This is a genomic window from Desulfovibrio sp. JY, from assembly GCA_021730285.1.
In the GTDB taxonomy this organism is placed as follows: Bacteria; Desulfobacterota; Desulfovibrionia; order Desulfovibrionales; family Desulfovibrionaceae; genus Solidesulfovibrio.
In genome coordinates this window covers 3,845,265-3,861,100 of the sequence record CP082962.1, presented here as the reverse complement: position 1 = coordinate 3,861,100, position 15,836 = coordinate 3,845,265, and the positions used below count along the sequence as shown (strand labels likewise).

Annotated in this window: 11 protein-coding genes; 9 read left to right on the top strand and 2 right to left on the bottom strand. The window is 65.0% G+C overall.

From position 1 onward, the window contains the following. Nucleotides 1-383: 383 nt before the first annotated feature. The 3 genes from pgm to K9F62_17290 all read left to right on the top strand — a co-directional run bounded on the left by pgm (nucleotide 384) and on the right by K9F62_17290 (nucleotide 3,327). Nucleotides 384-2,036 (top strand): phosphoglucomutase (alpha-D-glucose-1,6-bisphosphate-dependent), encoded by a 1,653-nt coding sequence (pgm, locus tag K9F62_17300; GenBank protein UJX40437.1) that lies wholly within the window; start codon nucleotides 384-386, stop codon nucleotides 2,034-2,036. 572 nt (nucleotides 2,037-2,608) lie between these two features. After that, nucleotides 2,609-2,860 (top strand): hypothetical protein, encoded by a 252-nt coding sequence (locus K9F62_17295; GenBank protein UJX40436.1) that lies wholly within the window; start codon nucleotides 2,609-2,611, stop codon nucleotides 2,858-2,860. Further along, nucleotides 2,857-3,327, top strand: a complete 471-nt coding sequence (locus K9F62_17290; GenBank protein UJX40435.1) for a hypothetical protein — start codon at nucleotides 2,857-2,859, stop codon at nucleotides 3,325-3,327. Before K9F62_17295 ends, K9F62_17290 begins: the two co-directional genes overlap by 4 nt. Nucleotides 3,328-3,392: 65 nt before the next feature. Here the strand turns inward: K9F62_17290 and K9F62_17285 are convergent, their stop codons facing one another. Further along, entirely contained in the window at nucleotides 3,393-7,280 is a 3,888-nt protein-coding gene (locus tag K9F62_17285; protein UJX40434.1) for a class I adenylate cyclase, read from the bottom strand. A 30-nt stretch (nucleotides 7,281-7,310) separates the two neighbouring features. Then, nucleotides 7,311-8,597, bottom strand: a complete 1,287-nt coding sequence (locus tag K9F62_17280; protein ID UJX40433.1) for a DUF3391 domain-containing protein — start codon at nucleotides 8,595-8,597, stop codon at nucleotides 7,311-7,313. 179 nt (nucleotides 8,598-8,776) lie between these two features. Here K9F62_17280 and K9F62_17275 point away from each other — a divergent pair, with 179 nt between their 5' ends. The 6 genes from K9F62_17275 to recR all read left to right on the top strand — a co-directional run bounded on the left by K9F62_17275 (nucleotide 8,777) and on the right by recR (nucleotide 15,823). Next, nucleotides 8,777-9,550 carry a tetratricopeptide repeat protein gene (locus K9F62_17275; protein ID UJX40432.1) on the top strand — a complete coding sequence of 258 codons (774 nt, stop codon included), beginning with the start codon at nucleotides 8,777-8,779 and terminating at the stop codon, nucleotides 9,548-9,550. A 249-nt stretch (nucleotides 9,551-9,799) separates the two neighbouring features. After that, the gene (locus K9F62_17270; protein ID UJX40431.1) at nucleotides 9,800-11,578 is read left to right on the top strand and encodes a HAMP domain-containing protein; all 1,779 of its coding nucleotides are present in this window, start codon (nucleotides 9,800-9,802) and stop codon (nucleotides 11,576-11,578) included. A 136-nt stretch (nucleotides 11,579-11,714) separates the two neighbouring features. Continuing rightward, nucleotides 11,715-12,638, top strand: coding sequence for a branched-chain amino acid transaminase (locus tag K9F62_17265; protein UJX40430.1), 924 nt, complete (start codon nucleotides 11,715-11,717; stop codon nucleotides 12,636-12,638). A 48-nt stretch (nucleotides 12,639-12,686) separates the two neighbouring features. Continuing rightward, nucleotides 12,687-14,459: a DNA polymerase III subunit gamma/tau gene (dnaX, locus tag K9F62_17260; GenBank protein ID UJX40429.1), complete on the top strand. Its 1,773-nt coding sequence runs from the start codon at nucleotides 12,687-12,689 to the stop codon at nucleotides 14,457-14,459. 25 nt (nucleotides 14,460-14,484) lie between these two features. Further along, nucleotides 14,485-14,796, top strand: coding sequence for a YbaB/EbfC family nucleoid-associated protein (locus K9F62_17255; GenBank protein ID UJX40428.1), 312 nt, complete (start codon nucleotides 14,485-14,487; stop codon nucleotides 14,794-14,796). 412 nt (nucleotides 14,797-15,208) lie between these two features. Beyond that, on the top strand, nucleotides 15,209-15,823 hold the full coding sequence (gene recR / locus K9F62_17250) for a recombination mediator RecR (protein UJX40427.1): 615 nt from the start codon (nucleotides 15,209-15,211) through the stop codon (nucleotides 15,821-15,823). Nucleotides 15,824-15,836: the final 13 nt, after the last annotated feature.

The following is a 15,836-nucleotide window of genomic DNA, read 5'->3' as shown; positions in this document are numbered from 1 at the left end:
AAGCCGCTCCCATTCCGGCCGCGCGTGAAAAGACCCTTGCCCGGGCACTTCTGGAGGCGTTGTCCTTCTTGAATGAGCCGGCAACGGCTCTGGAACTTTCCGCGGAGGTCCGGGCCGGTGAAAAGGCCGTGCTGGCCGCTCTGGACCATGTGCGCCGGTCGCTTCGTCGGGGAGGCTCGCCTCTCATCGTCCATCCGGCGCACTGCCTCGCCTGCGGGTACGTCTTCGCCAAGCGTGACCGGCTGGCCAAACCCGGCAAGTGTCCCGTTTGCCGGGCGACACGCATTGCGCCGCCCCGATTTTCCCTCGAATCGTCGCCGGATGTGGACGACCGATTCCCTTTGGGTCACTATGCTGAGGGTCCATACCAAGGAGGTCTTCCCATGCCCGTAAGCCCGCTGGCCGGCAAGCCGGCTCCCAGGTCGCTTCTCGTCAACGTGCCAAGGCTCGTTGCGTCCTATTATGCCGTCATTCCCGACCCGGCCGATCCCTTGCAGCGGGTGTCCTTCGGCACCTCCGGCCACCGGGGTTCGTCCCTGGACGGGTCGTTCAACGAGCATCATATCCTGGCCACCACCCAGGCCATCTGTGACTATCGGGCCGGCAAGGGCATCACCGGGCCGCTTTTTCTCGGCATGGACACCCACGCCCTGTCCGAGCCGGCCTTCATCACCGCCCTTGAAGTCCTGGCCGCAAACGGCGTTACCACCCGCATCCAGGCCGGACGCGGCTACACCCCGACCCCGGTCATCTCCCACGCCATCCTGACCTTCAACCGCGATCACAAAGGGGTCCACGCCGACGGCATCGTCATTACGCCGTCCCACAATCCCCCGGACGACGGCGGCTTCAAGTACAATCCCCCCTCCGGTGGCCCGGCCGATACCGACATCACCAGGACCGTCCAGGACATGGCCAACGCCTACCTGGAGAAGAAACTCGCCGGTGTGCGCCGCATGCCCTACGCCGCCGCGCTTCGGGCCGCGACCACCGAGGAATACGACTACGTCATGCCCTACGTGGCCGACCTGGAAAACATGGTCGACATGGCCGCCATCCGCGACTCCGGCATCCACATTGGCGTCGATCCGCTGGGCGGCTCGGGCGTGGGGTTCTGGGAACCCATGGTCGAACGCTTCCGCCTTAACCTGTCGCTCATAAGCGATGTGGTCGACCCGACGTTTTCGTTCATGACCGTGGACAAGGACGGCAAGATCCGCATGGACTGCTCCTCGCCCTATGCCATGGCCCGCCTCATCGAACACCGCCAGTCCTACGACATCGCCTTCGGCAACGACCCGGACTATGACCGCCACGGCATCGTCACCCGCTCGGCCGGGCTTTTAAATCCCAACAACTACCTGGCCGTGGCCATCAACTACCTCTTCACCACACGCCCGAACTGGCGCGCCGACGCGGCGGTCGGCAAGACCGTGGTCTCGAGCGCCATGATCGACCGGGTGGCGGCCGGGCTTGGCCGTAAATTGTGCGAGGTGCCCGTCGGATTCAAATGGTTCGTCCCCGGGCTCATCGACGGCTCCTTCGGCTTCGGTGGCGAGGAAAGCGCCGGCGCGTCCTATCTGCGTAAGGACGGCACGGTCTGGACCACGGACAAGGACGGCATCATCATGGATCTGCTCGCGGCCGAGATCACGGCCAAGACCGGCAAGGACCCGGCCGAGCATTACACGGCGCTGACCGAACGCTTCGGCGCACCCATCTACGAACGCCTCGACGCCCCGGCCAGCAAACCCCAAAAAGCCGCCCTGGCCAAGCTCTCCCCGGATATGGTCACCGTCACCACGCTTGCCGGCGAGGCCATCGTGGCCAAGCTGACCAATGCCCCGGGCAACGGCGCGTCCATCGGCGGGCTCAAGGTGGTGACCGAAAACGGCTGGTTCGCGGCGCGCCCCTCTGGCACCGAGGACATCTATAAAATCTATGCCGAAAGCTTCAACGGCCGTGAACACCTGCAGGCCCTCCAGGCCGAGGCCAGGGAGATCGTCGACGCCGCTTTCAAGGCAGCAGGAGTATAGGGGAGAGGGAGGGGGAATGCCTCCGGCGGCCAGGGGGGAAACTTTTTGAAAAAAGTTTCCCCCCTGGACCCCCCTTCAAAAACTTTCCAAGGGGTGTGGGGGCTTTTTATCCGAGGAGAAAAGGTTCTTTCAATTATTTAGATCCAACATTTTGGAAAGATTGAATATTTTTTGAGCACACAGCCAGAGTCGGCGGTTTTGACTGTTGGAATGAGGATAGCGTGCTGTTGCTTCCGTACGAGGCGGTTATCATCCCGACATCCGCGTAGCGGGCGGGCATTTCTCCCGGACACGGAAGTGTGACCAGGGCCGGGGCGGGGGCAGGGCGGACGCGAAGGCGTATTCTTCAAATATGCGCCGCGCGCGGCCGTCCTGCCCCCGCCCCGGCCAACCAGCGAACCGACCAGCTTGCCAACGTACCCCCCCCAACAAACCACCCACTCACTCCCCCCCCAGCCGGCCGAATAAACCGAAAAGGACGGATTCCTGTGAGGCGAAATCCGTCTTTCTTCTCCGAGGGGAGGACTTGCAACATCGCAGGGAGCCCGATATTTGAAGGCCCGGCGAAGCGCATGGAAGAGAAAAACCCCTTGGGACCCGAGGCCGTCCGGCTTCTGGCCGCATTGGCCGCCCAGCCGGAAGCGGCCTTCCCGGATCGCGTCATGCCCGGCGAAGTGGCGACGCGGCTCGGCTTTGCGCCGGGAAAGGCCTGGCGGCTTTTCCGGGCTCTCTTCGACAAGGGGTATTATCAATACGACATCTCGGCCTACAGCGGCCGGCTGACCGAAGCCGGACGCGTGGCCGCAAAGGACTTGCCCAAGTGAAGTTGTATCAGCATTGCCTCAGCGCCATCCCGCTGGCCGTGGCCGGTTACGCCGCCGCCGGGGGAAGTGTGGCGGCCGGGTTCATGGCCGGTTTCTCCAGCGTTCTCATGGATCTTGACCACGTAGCGGACTACGTGATCCACAATCGCGGCTGGGGCGGGGTGGAGGACTTTTTCAAAAGCTGCGAAGAGGGCCGGCTGACGAAGCTCTATCTCGTGATGCACGGCTTCGAGTGGCTGATTCTCCTGTGGCTTCTCATCGGCACGGGCGCGGCCGCGCCCTGGGGTGTGGGGCTGGCCATCGGCATGTCGGGCCATATGCTGCTCGACTGGCACGGCAACCGCCACATCGTCAAACCCTCGTTCTATTGGCTCTGGTTCCGGGCCCAGCACAACTTCGACGGCAACGCGCTCTACCGGGTCCCACCGGGAATGGCCGTCGAAGCGGTTCGGGAAAACCGCGTCTAGTGTTGCGCTCGTAAGAGCTCCATCCTTTCGAGGCCGTTTTCGCAGTAACGGCAGGCGAGGCGCGTTTAGCGTCTGGCCTGCCGGCCGGCCGGGCACTGGGATTTGGCCGGGGCGTGGATGGCGAGGCGCAGCTCGGGGGCCAGTCCCGTCTCCACGGCCTCGCTCAGGAAAAAGGCCGGGGAATCGTCGAGCGCCTCGAGTCCCGTGATGCGCTCCAGGTGGAAAAGTTCTCCCCAGCTTGTGGCGTAAAGCACGTCCGCGGTCACGGTGCGGCGTTCCTCGCGCGGGGCGAGCAGGTTGACCGCGATCAGGGCGGCGGTGATGCGTTCCGGAGCCAGCCCCCAGGACAGCGGCGGGGCAAAGGTCTCCTTGGCCGGGAATGTGTCGTGGATGGCCGCGAGCAGCCCGGTGGCATCGGGCAGGGTGAGCGGCGCCGGCAGGGGCGATGCGCCAAGCGCCATGCCCGGTCGGTAGAGCTCGTTGGCCACGATCCAGGCGCAAAGGCGCGGCAGCGAGGCGTCCTGGCGCACGGTTTCCCGCGTTCGCGCCCCGCGTTCGCCGTCTCCTCCCCGTGGTTCGGCGCGCAGCACAAAACCCTTTTCCTTGGGCGCGATTTCCTCGTAGCCGAATTCCAGTGAATCGAACAGGTCATGCCCCGGGCGCACGAACGGCAGACGCATGATCTTGCCGACCTTGCGGCCGAAGCTGGCGGCAATGCGACGCGACAACATGGTCTGGTCGCGCTCGGTCAGCCCCCCGCCGCTGGCCAATTCCCGGCTTCGCTCCTTGAGCCGTTCATACGCGCGCAGAAAATACCGGGTGATGGCGTCGCCGAGGGCCATGGCCGCGGCGAAGCTCGCCTGTCCGGTCTTGGCCTCCCGTTTGGGCGGCGGCGGGCAAGCGCCGCCGCCCGTCGGGGCATAGGGAAAATAATGGTCAAGAAGGGTGTCGCCGTCGCGGCCGACGTATTCCTCGCAAGGATCGAAGCCGGTTTTTTGCATGAACGCCTGGCGCAGCAGCTCCGCTGCCCCGCTCTGGCCGCCGGCCTCGTAATGCCGGCTGACTTCGCGGAACAGCAGGGCGTACGGATCGCAATGCCAAAGTCCGCTCAGGTTGCTGAAGATGGACTGCTTGAGCGTGTCGCAAAGCAGTTCCGGCGTGCTCGGGGCGGCGGCGTATTTTTCCAGCAGTCCGAACTTGATGATGGATTTGAACGGGCTCGTTAAGGATTTGACGATCATCCACAGTGAGGCCCCGAAATATTCGTCTCCGGCGATGGACTGCACACAACCGAAATCCAGGGTGTCGGCCGCGATTTCCGGTTCGGACCGGACAAGGCCGGCCAGCGCCTTGGCGTAGGCTTCCGGGGTGATGCGCGGCGCCATGCACCACCAGGCCGGTTTGCGGCCGGCCACGACCAAGGCCGTGCGGTAGAACTCCTCCTTGAGCAGGCAGCCCTGGGCCGAGCCGTACCCTTCGTCCTCGGAATAGCCGAACACGTTGTCGCGCACGTCGGCAACGGTCATGCAGAAAAAATGGATTTCGAGCCCCTGCTCGGCCATGGCCTGTTGGCTGATGGTTTCGAGCTTTTCCTGAAAGGCCGCGTAGTCCGGGCGCGAGGCCGCCTTTTCATTCAGGCAGACCCAGACGTCGAGATCCGACTGCGCGCCCTGGGCCACGGTGCCCACGCTGCCGATGGTGTAGACCGCCTCCACGCCGATGGGGGCCAGGGGACGGCTGACGCAGTCCGCGATCGTCCGGCCGCCATGCCGCGCGGCATGGCGCACGGCCGGCAGGTCGGGGGAGTATCCGGCGATGCGCGCCGCCGGCGCTTGCCGCGTGCCCGAGGCGTCGCGCACGAAGGGCGCTTCGATAAGAACGGGCATCATGTCCACAAAGGCCGCGCCCGCTTCGCCAAGACGCCTTCTGGCCCAGGACAGCCTGCGTTTGTTGTTGGCCAGAAATGCCCGCCGCCGCCGGGCCACGTCCCGGGAGAAAAAGGCCGCGTCGCAACAGGCGGCCACAAGGCGTAGGCCCGGGCCCGCGGCAAGCGCCGAAGGCAGGGGGATGTCCATCTCGGTTTCGGCCAGGGCGCCGGCTTCGTCCTTGGCCATGGCCCCCAGGATGTCCGGTTCGTCCGTGGCGCCGGTAAAGCGCGATCCGGCGAAATAGCAGCCCTTGGTGCGCACGCCGCGCAGGTTGGCCCGGGGAAAGGAGGCCATCTCGAACAGGCAATCGGAAAAAAGCGCGCCCCGGGCTGAAAATTCGTGCAACACCGCCCGCACCAGACTGACGCCCCGAAACCGGCAGCGGGTCAGTTTCAGGTCGCTGACGGCGGCGCCGTAAAAGTCGCATTCCCAGGCTTCGACCGCATCGAAGGCCAGGTTGCGGCCCGTGATCGAGGCAAAGGAGCACAGGCGGAGTTCGCACGCGTCGAAGCGCACGTTTTCGAGCATGCTTTTGGGAAACCGGCAATCGGCGAAGCGGCAGCTGCGAAACGCCACCAGGGAAAACGAGGCCTCCTCGAAGCCGACGTCCGTGAACTGGCAATTGGTGAAGGTCGTCTTGGCAAATGAGGCCTGCCGCAGGTTTGCCGCGCGAAACAGGGCCTTGGAAAAAGTGGCTCCGGTTACCTGCACGCCGTCCAGGCGCACCCAGGAGGCCTGGAAGTTGTTGATTTCCCCGCCGGCCGCCAGTGTACGGCGAAGCGCCTCGGTCTTGCCGTCCGCATCCTCCCCGGCCGGACCGCCCACCATGGTTTTGACGCGTCCCCAAAGCCCCTTTTGCTCCTGCCGGGCCACGGCCGGGCCGGGCACGGGAGGGGGGGGCGGGAAAGGACGTGCGGCGGCCCTGGCCCGGGCGGCCAGATCGTTTAAGAGCACTTGCCCCAGGTCGGGGGAGGCGATTCCCGATTTGAGCGCGGCCCGGGCGGCGATCTCCATGGTCCGGGGGACGGCGGCGGCCAGGATGGCATAGACCGCCGTCAGCGTCCCCTGGCGCGCCTGGGCCGGAAGCGCCCGCAGGGACTGGCCGAAGGCGGTCAGGGGCAGGGTGGCCAGAAAGGCGGCCAGTTCGACCGTGCGGCCCGGCTCGTTGGCGATGCAGTCGGCGGCGGCGGCGGCGGCCTGGGCGGGGTCGCAATGGGCCAGGGCGGTCAGGGCGGCGGCCGTAAGCGAAGGTTCCGGCGTGGTCAGCAGGGCCCGCAGGGGCGCAGCCGCCACGGCCGGGTCGACGCCGGGGGTCTCGGCCAGGGCGAAGCAAACCGTTTCGGCGGAAACCTCGTCCATTTCGCCAAGGCGCACGGCCAGCTTTTCGATCAGCGTGGGTTCGCGCAGGCGGCCGACGACACGGGCCATGTACCGGGTCTGCTCGGCGGAGAGGTCCATGTCCAACAGCCGGTGCAGCCACATGCCGAGGCGGCCCCGCACCAGGGCGTTGCGCACGGGCAGGGCCGGATATTCGTGGCGGTTGGCCAGGAGGTCGAGCAGAATGAGCAGTTCGTCCGGCACGCGTTCGACCACGTCGGCGATGATCTCGAGGCAATACTGGTCCGTTTTGGGGCGCGAGGGCCGGGGGCGGCGGTAAAAGGCATTGGCAAAAAGGAGTTTTTCCTCGACGCCGAGGGAACCGAGGATGGAGACGGCCTGGTCCTCGGGCAGTTTTTCCAGATGGATGACGGCCAGGACTTCGCCTTCGACGCCGAGGCGGAAAAGGAGCCCGAAGGCCTGCCTGGCGAAGTGCTCATCGCCGGCGGCGAGCAGGGCGGCCAGCAAAAAGGCCAGTTCGGACGCTTCGCCGGCCGTGGCCGGATCGTTGAAGGCTCCCCGGTCGATAAAGGCCAGCGCCTGTCTGGCCAGGGGAACCAGGGGGGACAGGTCGGACCCCGGCGGCTGGGACAGACCGGTGCGCAGGGTCCGCATGATGGCCTGGGCCGGGGAGCCCGGCCGGGTCACGGCGTGCCTCTGGCCGCGGCGGCAGGCGCCTTACGTGCGGGGTGCGGCGTCCACATAGTAGGAAACCTGCCTGCCGGGATTGAGGTAGTGGAGCACGTCCGGGGCAAGATCCGCAGGCTTCACGGCCTTGGTCACGGTCAGTTCCGTCTCGATGCCGAGATCGATGATCAGCGCCTCGCGTTTGGGGATGTCGGGATGGTAAATCTTGATGCTCGGCCGCATGGAGTCGCGCATGTTGGCGGAAACGACCATGCCCTGCATGCCGTTGGATAGTGTGACCAGGGTGCCGGGCGGGTAGACGCCGAGCTTGCGGATAAAAAAGGTGACGGCCTTGGGATCGTAGAAAGCGCGATGCTTGTACAGGGCCTTCATGGCCTCATGGGGTGTCAGCCCTTCTTCGCCGTCCCTGCCGTTGCAGAAACGGTCGTAGGCATCGGCCACACTGGCGATGCGGGCGCCGAGGGAGATGGCGGAACCGGTGAGATGGGCGGGAAAACCCGAGCCGTCGACGAATTCGTGGTGTTGCAGGACCAGGGCCTGGGACGCCGGAGGAAAGGCGGGTACGGCGGCCAGCATTTTTGAGCCGATCCTGGGATGCTCCATGTAGTATTCCTTGAGCACCTTGTTCATGGTCAGCATGTTGCCCTTGGTGAAGCGCTGAATGGGCACACGGCCCTTGCCGACATCGTGAAAAAGCGCGCCCATGCCGATTTCCTCGATGTCTTTTTTGTCGACACCCATCTCCTTGGCCAGCATCATGGACAGCACGGCCACGTTTAACGCGTGGTAGTGCTTGGCCTCCTCCCGCATTTTGGCGGTCATGACGTTGATGAGGACATCGAGGTCGGACAGGAACACATCGGCCATGGGGCCGACCACCTCGCCGGCCGCTTCCAGCACTTCGGCGCTGGGGGAGGAGACGCGCTTTATGGCCTCGACCACCTTGTCCATGGCCTTTGCGTAGCGCCGTTCACAGTTGGCGAAGCGTTCCAGCCGCTCCTTGTTTCGCTCGATGGTTTCGCGCTTGAGGCTCGAGAGTTCGGCCGAAACCGGGGTGCGGGCGGCGGTCCAGGGGCCTTTCTGGGGTTTGCCGGACATGCCGTCGATCTCTTCCAGCGAGATGGGCAGACGGTCGGATTTGTCCGGCAGGCAAAGGACATGGGCCAAGCCGAGGGCGATCACCTTGGCCACGTCGGCTTCGTTTTTGAGCTTGAACCCCTTGGGCGGAAACGGATGAGCGAGTCCCGGTTCGTCGATGCGGATGAAAAGTCCGGGGCAGAGTTGTTCCACCAAGATGGGGTATTCGTCGATATGCATGGGGCGTTTTTCCTGAGCGTGCGGTTCCGGTCGCGGCCAGGGCGCCATCGTGCCGTCCGACAGCCGAGCGCGCGGCAATTCGAGATATATGCGCCCGGAAAAAAACCTGTCAACTCGCCGGACGTGCTTGCCGAAAAAGTCGGCCAAGGCTATTGTAGGCAGACCCAACCCTCTTGCCTATGGAAAATTCCGCTCCTCCCCGCCGCAAACCCGTCAAGGGCGTATTTTCCACCGACGCCCAGGAATTTCAGGGCAAAAGACGGCTTGGCCACCTGAGCCAGCGAATCTTCATCTACGCCGTGGAGCAGGACGACGGCCGCATCCTCATCCAGCGCTTGAGCCGCAACTTCATGCCCGCAGGCGCCAGGCGCTTTATCACCAGGGAAAGCCTCCTGGCCGACTATCTGCCCGAGCCGTCCATCTACATCAACAAACTCGTGCCGGTCATGCGCCGCCTGGAGGAGACCGTGGCCACGGCGGACCGGCATCGGGCGCGCCAGGAACTCTTTACGGCGGAATTCGAATATAAAAACGTGCTGCGTCTGGACGAGGAGCACGTCAAGGCCACGTTCGGTCTGGGCCTCACCTATCTTGAGCGCCAGGAAAAACACAATGCGGACATTGTGTTTCAAAAGATCATGTGCATCGAGGCTGCGTTCACCCCGGAGCACAAGCATCTGTTCAACGACTTCGGCATCCAGATGCGCAAGCTCGGCATGTACGACGAGGCCATGCGCTATTACACCCGTGCGTACCGCCTGTGTCGCACCGATGAGCATCTGCTCTACAACATGGCCCGGACCCTGTACGAGAAGGGGCGACTGAAAAGCTCCCGGGTGATGCTGACCCATGCCCTGCGCCTCAATCCGGAATTTCCCGAGGGCAAGGCGTTCATGGCCTATCTCGATTCCAGACAGCGCGGCGAGATGCCGCCGGAACCACCGCTCGAATAAGCGGTTGTGGGCCCCGGGTGGCTGGGGGCTGTCGGCGTTGTTTTCTTTTTTGAGCGCCCAGCGGCTGTCTTGATTGTCCATGTTGCTCCACAGCCTGCGCGGGTCGTATTCCCGCTTTACCCGCCTGTTTTCAGTGCGCTGCCTGAATTGACAAAAATGGCATAAGCAGAAATACTTTTACAAGCGGCATGCATCTGGCGCGCAAGCAGCGTCCGTTTCCCAATCAAGCAGTTCCAGGGAGGGACGACCATGGGTCGGTTCAGGGTCGGAGTGAGGCTTTTCGTTTCCGTGATCGTCACCGCGCTGATCACCGTGGGCATCGCGGTGCTTGGCTACCAGGGCCTGCGCCAGACCGGGGCCGGTGTTTCGGAGGTGGCCGGACAGGCCCTGCCCTGCGTCGAGGGGCTCGGCTTCGTCAAGGAGGGTATCCTCGCCGCCCAGTCGGCCGAGCGCACCATCCTCATTCCTGAACTGGCCAACTCCAAGGAATTCGACCGACAGCGCGAGAACCTGCAAAAAGGCTTGGACTTGGCCGATCAGGGCCGGGCCATGGTGGAGGGGCTGCTTCGCGGCGACGAGGAAGCCGCCCAGTGGAAGGCCTTCAACGCCGCCCTGGCCGACTGGCGCGCCTCCAGCGCCAAGGTGGTGGACCTGGTCTCCCGCAACAAGCGCAGCAACGCCCTGACCATGTCCATCGGCACCTCCATGATCTCCTTGCGCAAGGCCATGGCAGCGCTCAATTTTCTGTTGGAACGCAGCCGGGCCCGGGCCGACGCCATGGCCTTGTCCGTACAAAAGGAGGCCGGCCGGCGCGGCCTCGTCCTGATCGTGGCCGGCGTGGCCTGTCTGTTGCTTTCCATTGCCCTCGGCACCCTTGTCACCCTTTCCATCGTGCGGCCGTTGCGCAAGGGCGTGGCTTTCGCCCGTTCGGTGGCCGACGGCGATTTGGACGCGCGTCTGACGGTTGTTGGCCGCGACGAAATCGGCGAGCTGGCCGACGCCTTGCGCCGGATGCTGGCCTCGCTGCGGGAGAGCCTGGAAGCGGCCAGAAGGCGGGGCGAGGAAGCCGCCGCCGAGGCCAAAAAGGCCTGCGACGCCACGGCCGAGGCCGACGCGCACCGTCTGGCCGCCGAAAAGGCCCGGGAAGAGGGCATGCTCGATGCCGCCCGGCGACTGGCCGATGTTGTCGAAGTTCTCACCGACGCGGCAGGCGAACTGGCCGAGCATACGGCGCAGGCCACCCAGGGCGCGGACGAGCAGGCCGGGCGGCTCTCGGAAACCGTCGCCTCCATGGGCCAGATGAGCGCCACCGTGCTCGACGTGGCCCAAAACGCCGCCACCGCGTCCCAGACCGCGTCCGAGGCCCGGGAGCGGGCTCTGGCCGGTTCCGAAGTGGTGCGCAAGGCCGTGGACGGCATCACCGCCACCAGGGACAAGGCTCTGACCCTGGCCAGGGACATGGCCGAACTGGGCGATCGGGCCGAGGGCATCGGCCGCATTCTCGGCGTCATTTCCGATATCGCCGACCAGACCAACCTGTTGGCCTTAAACGCCGCCATCGAGGCGGCCCGGGCCGGCGAGGCCGGACGGGGCTTTGCGGTGGTGGCCGACGAGGTGCGCAAGCTGGCCGAAAAGACCATGTCCGCCACGTCCGAGGTGGGGCAGGCCATCCGCGATGTCCAGGCCGGCACCCGCAAAAGCGCCGACGGCGTGGGCGAGGCCGTGACCCTCATCGAATCGGCCACCGCCCTGGCGGGAGAATCCGGACAGGCCCTCGACGCCATCGTCTCCCTTGTGGAAACCGCCGCCGACCAGGTCCGCTCCATTGCCGCCGCTTCCCAGGAACAGTCCGCCGCCACCGACGCTATTGAGAACTCTATTGCCGACGTCAACCGGGTGTCCGGGGAAACGGCCCAGGCCATGGAGCGCGCGACGATGACCGTGACCGGGCTTGGCGAACAAACCCGGATTTTGCAGAGCCTCATCGACGAGTTGCGCGGTTCCGGCCAGGCGGCTTTGCCGGTCTGAAACGGCCGACCTCCTTGACCCTCCCGGGCAAAACCCCTACAATGCCACGTTTACGTTTCAACGTCACGCAAACGCGACACAAAACGCCGCTGCCGGAATGGTTCCGGCGACGGCCATACGCAACGGGGGAAGGAAGATGGGGCTACGTACTGATTTTATCTGGATGGATGGCACGCTTACGCCCTGGGATCAGGCCAATGTGCATGTCCTGACCCATGCCCTGCACTATGGTTATGCCGTGTTCGAGGGTATTCGGGCTTACGAGTGCGTCGACGGTTCCTCGGCGGTATTCCGCCTCAAGGAACATACGGCCCGGCTGTTCGGATCCGCCAAGATTCTGGGGCTGACCATACCCTTCACCCAGGAGCAGGTCGCCGCCGCCTGCGTGGAAACGCTCAAGGCCAACAAGATGACCGCCGGCTACATCCGGCCGCTGGTCTTCGTCGGCTCCGGCTCCATGGGCGTCAACCCCGCCGATAACCCCATCCGGCTGTCCATCGCCGTGTGGCCGTGGGGGGCCTACCTCGGCGCCGAGGCCCTGGAAAAGGGCATCAGCATCCGCACCTCGAGCTACACCCGCTACCACGTCAACTCCATGATGGCCAAGGCCAAGGCCGCCGGCAACTACGTCAACTCGGTGCTGGCCAAGATGGAAGCCCTGGCCGACGGATTCGACGAGGCCATGATGCTCGACGCCGCCGGCTACGTGGCCGAGGGCTCGGGCGAGAATATCTTCATCGTGAAAAACGGCGTCATCAAGACGCCGCCCCTGACCACGGTCCTGGCCGGCATCACCCGTGACAGCATCCTCACCGTGGCCGGCGAACTCGGCTATGAAGTGGTGGAGCAGTTTTTTACCCGCGACGAGGTCTATGTGGCCGACGAGGTCTTTTTTACGGGCACGGCCGCCGAGTTGACCCCGATCCGGGCCGTCGACCGCCGCGTCATCGGCGAAGGTCATGCCGGCCCGGTGGTCAAGGCGCTTCAGAAAGCCTTCTTTCAGGTCGTCAAGGGCGAAAATCCGGCCCATACCGACTGGCTGTACAAGTACGGCTTGTAGTACTACACCCGGGCGGTCCCCAAAAGCGGGGCCGCCCGGATACGCTTCATGAGCACAACCAGCCTCACCGCCAAATACAGGCCCCAGCGCTTTGCCGACGTCGCCGGCCAGGATGCCGTCAAGCGCATCCTGTCCCGGGCTGCGGCCGAGGACAAGATCGCGCCGGCCTACCTTTTCAGCGGCACGCGCGGCGTGGGCAAGACCACGCTGGCCCGTGTGCTGGCCAAGGCGCTCAACTGCGAGACCGCGCCCACGGCCGAGCCCTGCAACGTCTGCTCCCAGTGTCGCCAGATCACGGCCGGCGTTTCCCCGGACGTCATCGAGATCGACGCCGCCACCCACGGCAAGGTGGAGGACGCCCGTAAGCTCAAGGAGGACGTGGGCTACGCGCCGCTCAACAGCCGCTACAAGGTCTTCATCATCGACGAAGCCCACATGCTGTCCACGGCGGCCTTCAACGCGCTGTTGAAAACCCTGGAGGAGCCGCCCGCCCGCGTCACCTTCATCCTGGCCACCACCGAGGCCCACAAATTTCCGGCCACCATCATCAGCCGTTGCCAGCATTTTCTTTTCAAACGCCTGGCCCAGCCCGAGCTCGAGGCCCATCTTGCCGGCGTGCTCGACCGTGAGGCCATCCATTACGAACCCCAGGCCGTAAGCCTCATCGCCCGGCGCGGCGCGGGCAGTGTGCGCGATTCCATGTCGCTTCTGGGTCAGGTGCTGGCCCTTGGCGGGGCGGAATTGACCGAAGTCGACGCCCGGGGCGTGCTGGGGCTGGCTGGTCAGGACATCTTTTTCGGCCTCATCGAGGCCATCCACGCCCAGGACGGGCCGGCCGTGGTGACGCTGTTGCGCCAGGTGCTGGACAAGGGCCTGGACATCGGTTTTTTCCTGCGGGAGCTGGCCGCCATGTGGCGCAATCTGTTCCTCTTGCGCCAGGCCGGGCAAAAGGGGCTCGCCGTGGTCGACCTGCCGGCCGAGGACAGCGGGCTTTGGCTCGATTGGGCCGGCAAGTTCGACGCGGCCCACATCCACGCCTGTTGGCAGATGACCCTGGAAGGCCAGCGCCGGGTGTTGACCAGCCTGGAGCCGGCGCTGTCCCTGGAGCTGCTGCTTCTCAATATGGCCTACCTGCCGAACCTGCTCCCCTTGCAAAATCTCGCTTCCTGCACCGTCCCCCCGGAGCGTACGCCCCGGTCCGGCCCGGGGGGCGCTCCCTCCGGCGGTTCGGCCCCTCGATCCCCGGCCGGGCAGGGAGCGCACCACGGAGGACAGCCGCAGGGCACACCGACGCCCCGTTTCGCGCCGTCGCCCGCCGCCCCCACATCGGCCGTCCCGCCGGCGCCCGCTTCGCCGCCGCCCCAGGGGCAGGCAGGCTATGCCGCCAGACAGGCTCCCTCTGCCGCCAGCCATGCGGCCGTGGCCGAACGTCCGGCCTCCGCTCCGGCCGCGCCCGCTGCCGCTTCCGGCCCCCGCAACTGGGACGGGTTCAAGCGTTTTGCCATCAAGAATGGCGGAATTTCCGGGCTCAAACTGGCTCGCGGCGAGTTTGCCCCGGACCCCGAGCCGGGCATGGTGCATATCGCCTGCACCAACGCCTTTCACCGCAGTCAACTGGCGCACCCGGACAAGCTGCGCCAGTTGGACGCCCTGGCCGCCCAATATTTTGGCCCCGGCGTCACCGTGCGCGTGGATACGGCCGAGCCCGATCAGGACCGCATGTCCGGCGATACGCTCACCGCCTATGTCGACAGCCGGCCCGAAGTGCGTCAGGCTGTTTCCGATTTCGACGCCGAGATCATCGAACGCAAGCCCCGCTAATGGCGGGACACAAGGAAGGTTCACCATGAAGGGAATGAATGAGCTTGTGCGCCAAGCCCAGATAATGCAAAAGAAAATGGCGAAACTTCAAGAAGAACTTCAAGAACGTACCGTCGAGGGAACGGCCGGCGGCGGCATGGTCACGGCGGTGGTCTCCGGAGCCAACGAGCTCAAGTCCATCGCCATCGACAAGACCGTCGTGGACCCGAATGACGTGGAGATGCTCCAGGACCTGGTGCTCGCCGCCGTCAACGACGGTCTCAAGAAGGCCAAGGCCATGATGGAAGAGGAAATGGGCCAACTCACCGGCGGCATCAAGATGCCGGGACTTTTTTAGAGAGAGGAAGGCGCCTCCGGCGGCCAGGGGGAAACTTTTTGAAAAAAGTTTCCCCCTGGACCCCCTTCAAAAACTTTCAAAGGGTGGGACCTGCTCTGGAGGAAGATTTTTCCTCTATAACGACAACTGGTTGTCGCATCCGAGTGTGGTTGTCATCGGGGCATGGCACGCCATCATGTTCGGCTATGAGGCAAATGACCAGGGTCGGCGGAGGGCTGGGCGGACGCGAAGGCGTATTCTTCAAATATGCCCCGCACGCGGCCGCCCAGCCCTCTGCCGGCCAATCAGCCACTGACTGCATGAAGAAATTGGGCGAAACCTTCCGCGTGCGGCGTCGACCGTGACGGGAAGACCATCCTTCGACGGGAGCCAGGTGCGCTGCCGCGCCCGGGAAATCGGATAAAACGCAAAAATGGCCGTACAGACGACATTACCCGCGCCGCTGGTGGAGCTGGTCGAACAGCTCGCCCGCCTGCCCGGACTTGGCCCCAAATCGGCGCTTAAGGTGGCCATGACCCTGCTCGAATGGCCGCGCGGCCGGGCCGAGACCCTGGGCGAGGGCATCTTGCGTCTGCGGGAACGGCTTTGCCTGTGTTCGCGCTGTTTCGGCCTGTCCGAAACAGCGGTGTGCCCGGTGTGCGCCGATCCCTCCCGCGACCCGCAGCAGCTGTGCATCGTGGCCCAGTGGGATTCCGTCATGCTGCTCGAGGAAACGGCCCAGTTCGGCGGCTATTACCTCGTTCTCGGCGGCCTGCTCGATCCCCTCGACGGCGTGACGCCCGGTAACCTGCGCCTGGACGCCTTGCGCGCGAGGCTGCGGGAGGGCGACATCACGGAGTGCATCCTGGCCCTCGGGGCGACGCTGGCCGCCGAATCCACGGCCTCGCACATCAAGAACCTGCTCGCCCGGGAATTTCCGGGTGTGCGCCTGACACGGCTGGCCCAGGGCATTCCGCTCGGGACCGAGGTCAAATACGTGGATAAGGAAACCCTGTCCCAATCCCTGCGGTATCGTCAGGATCTGTGAGGCAAGCATCCGC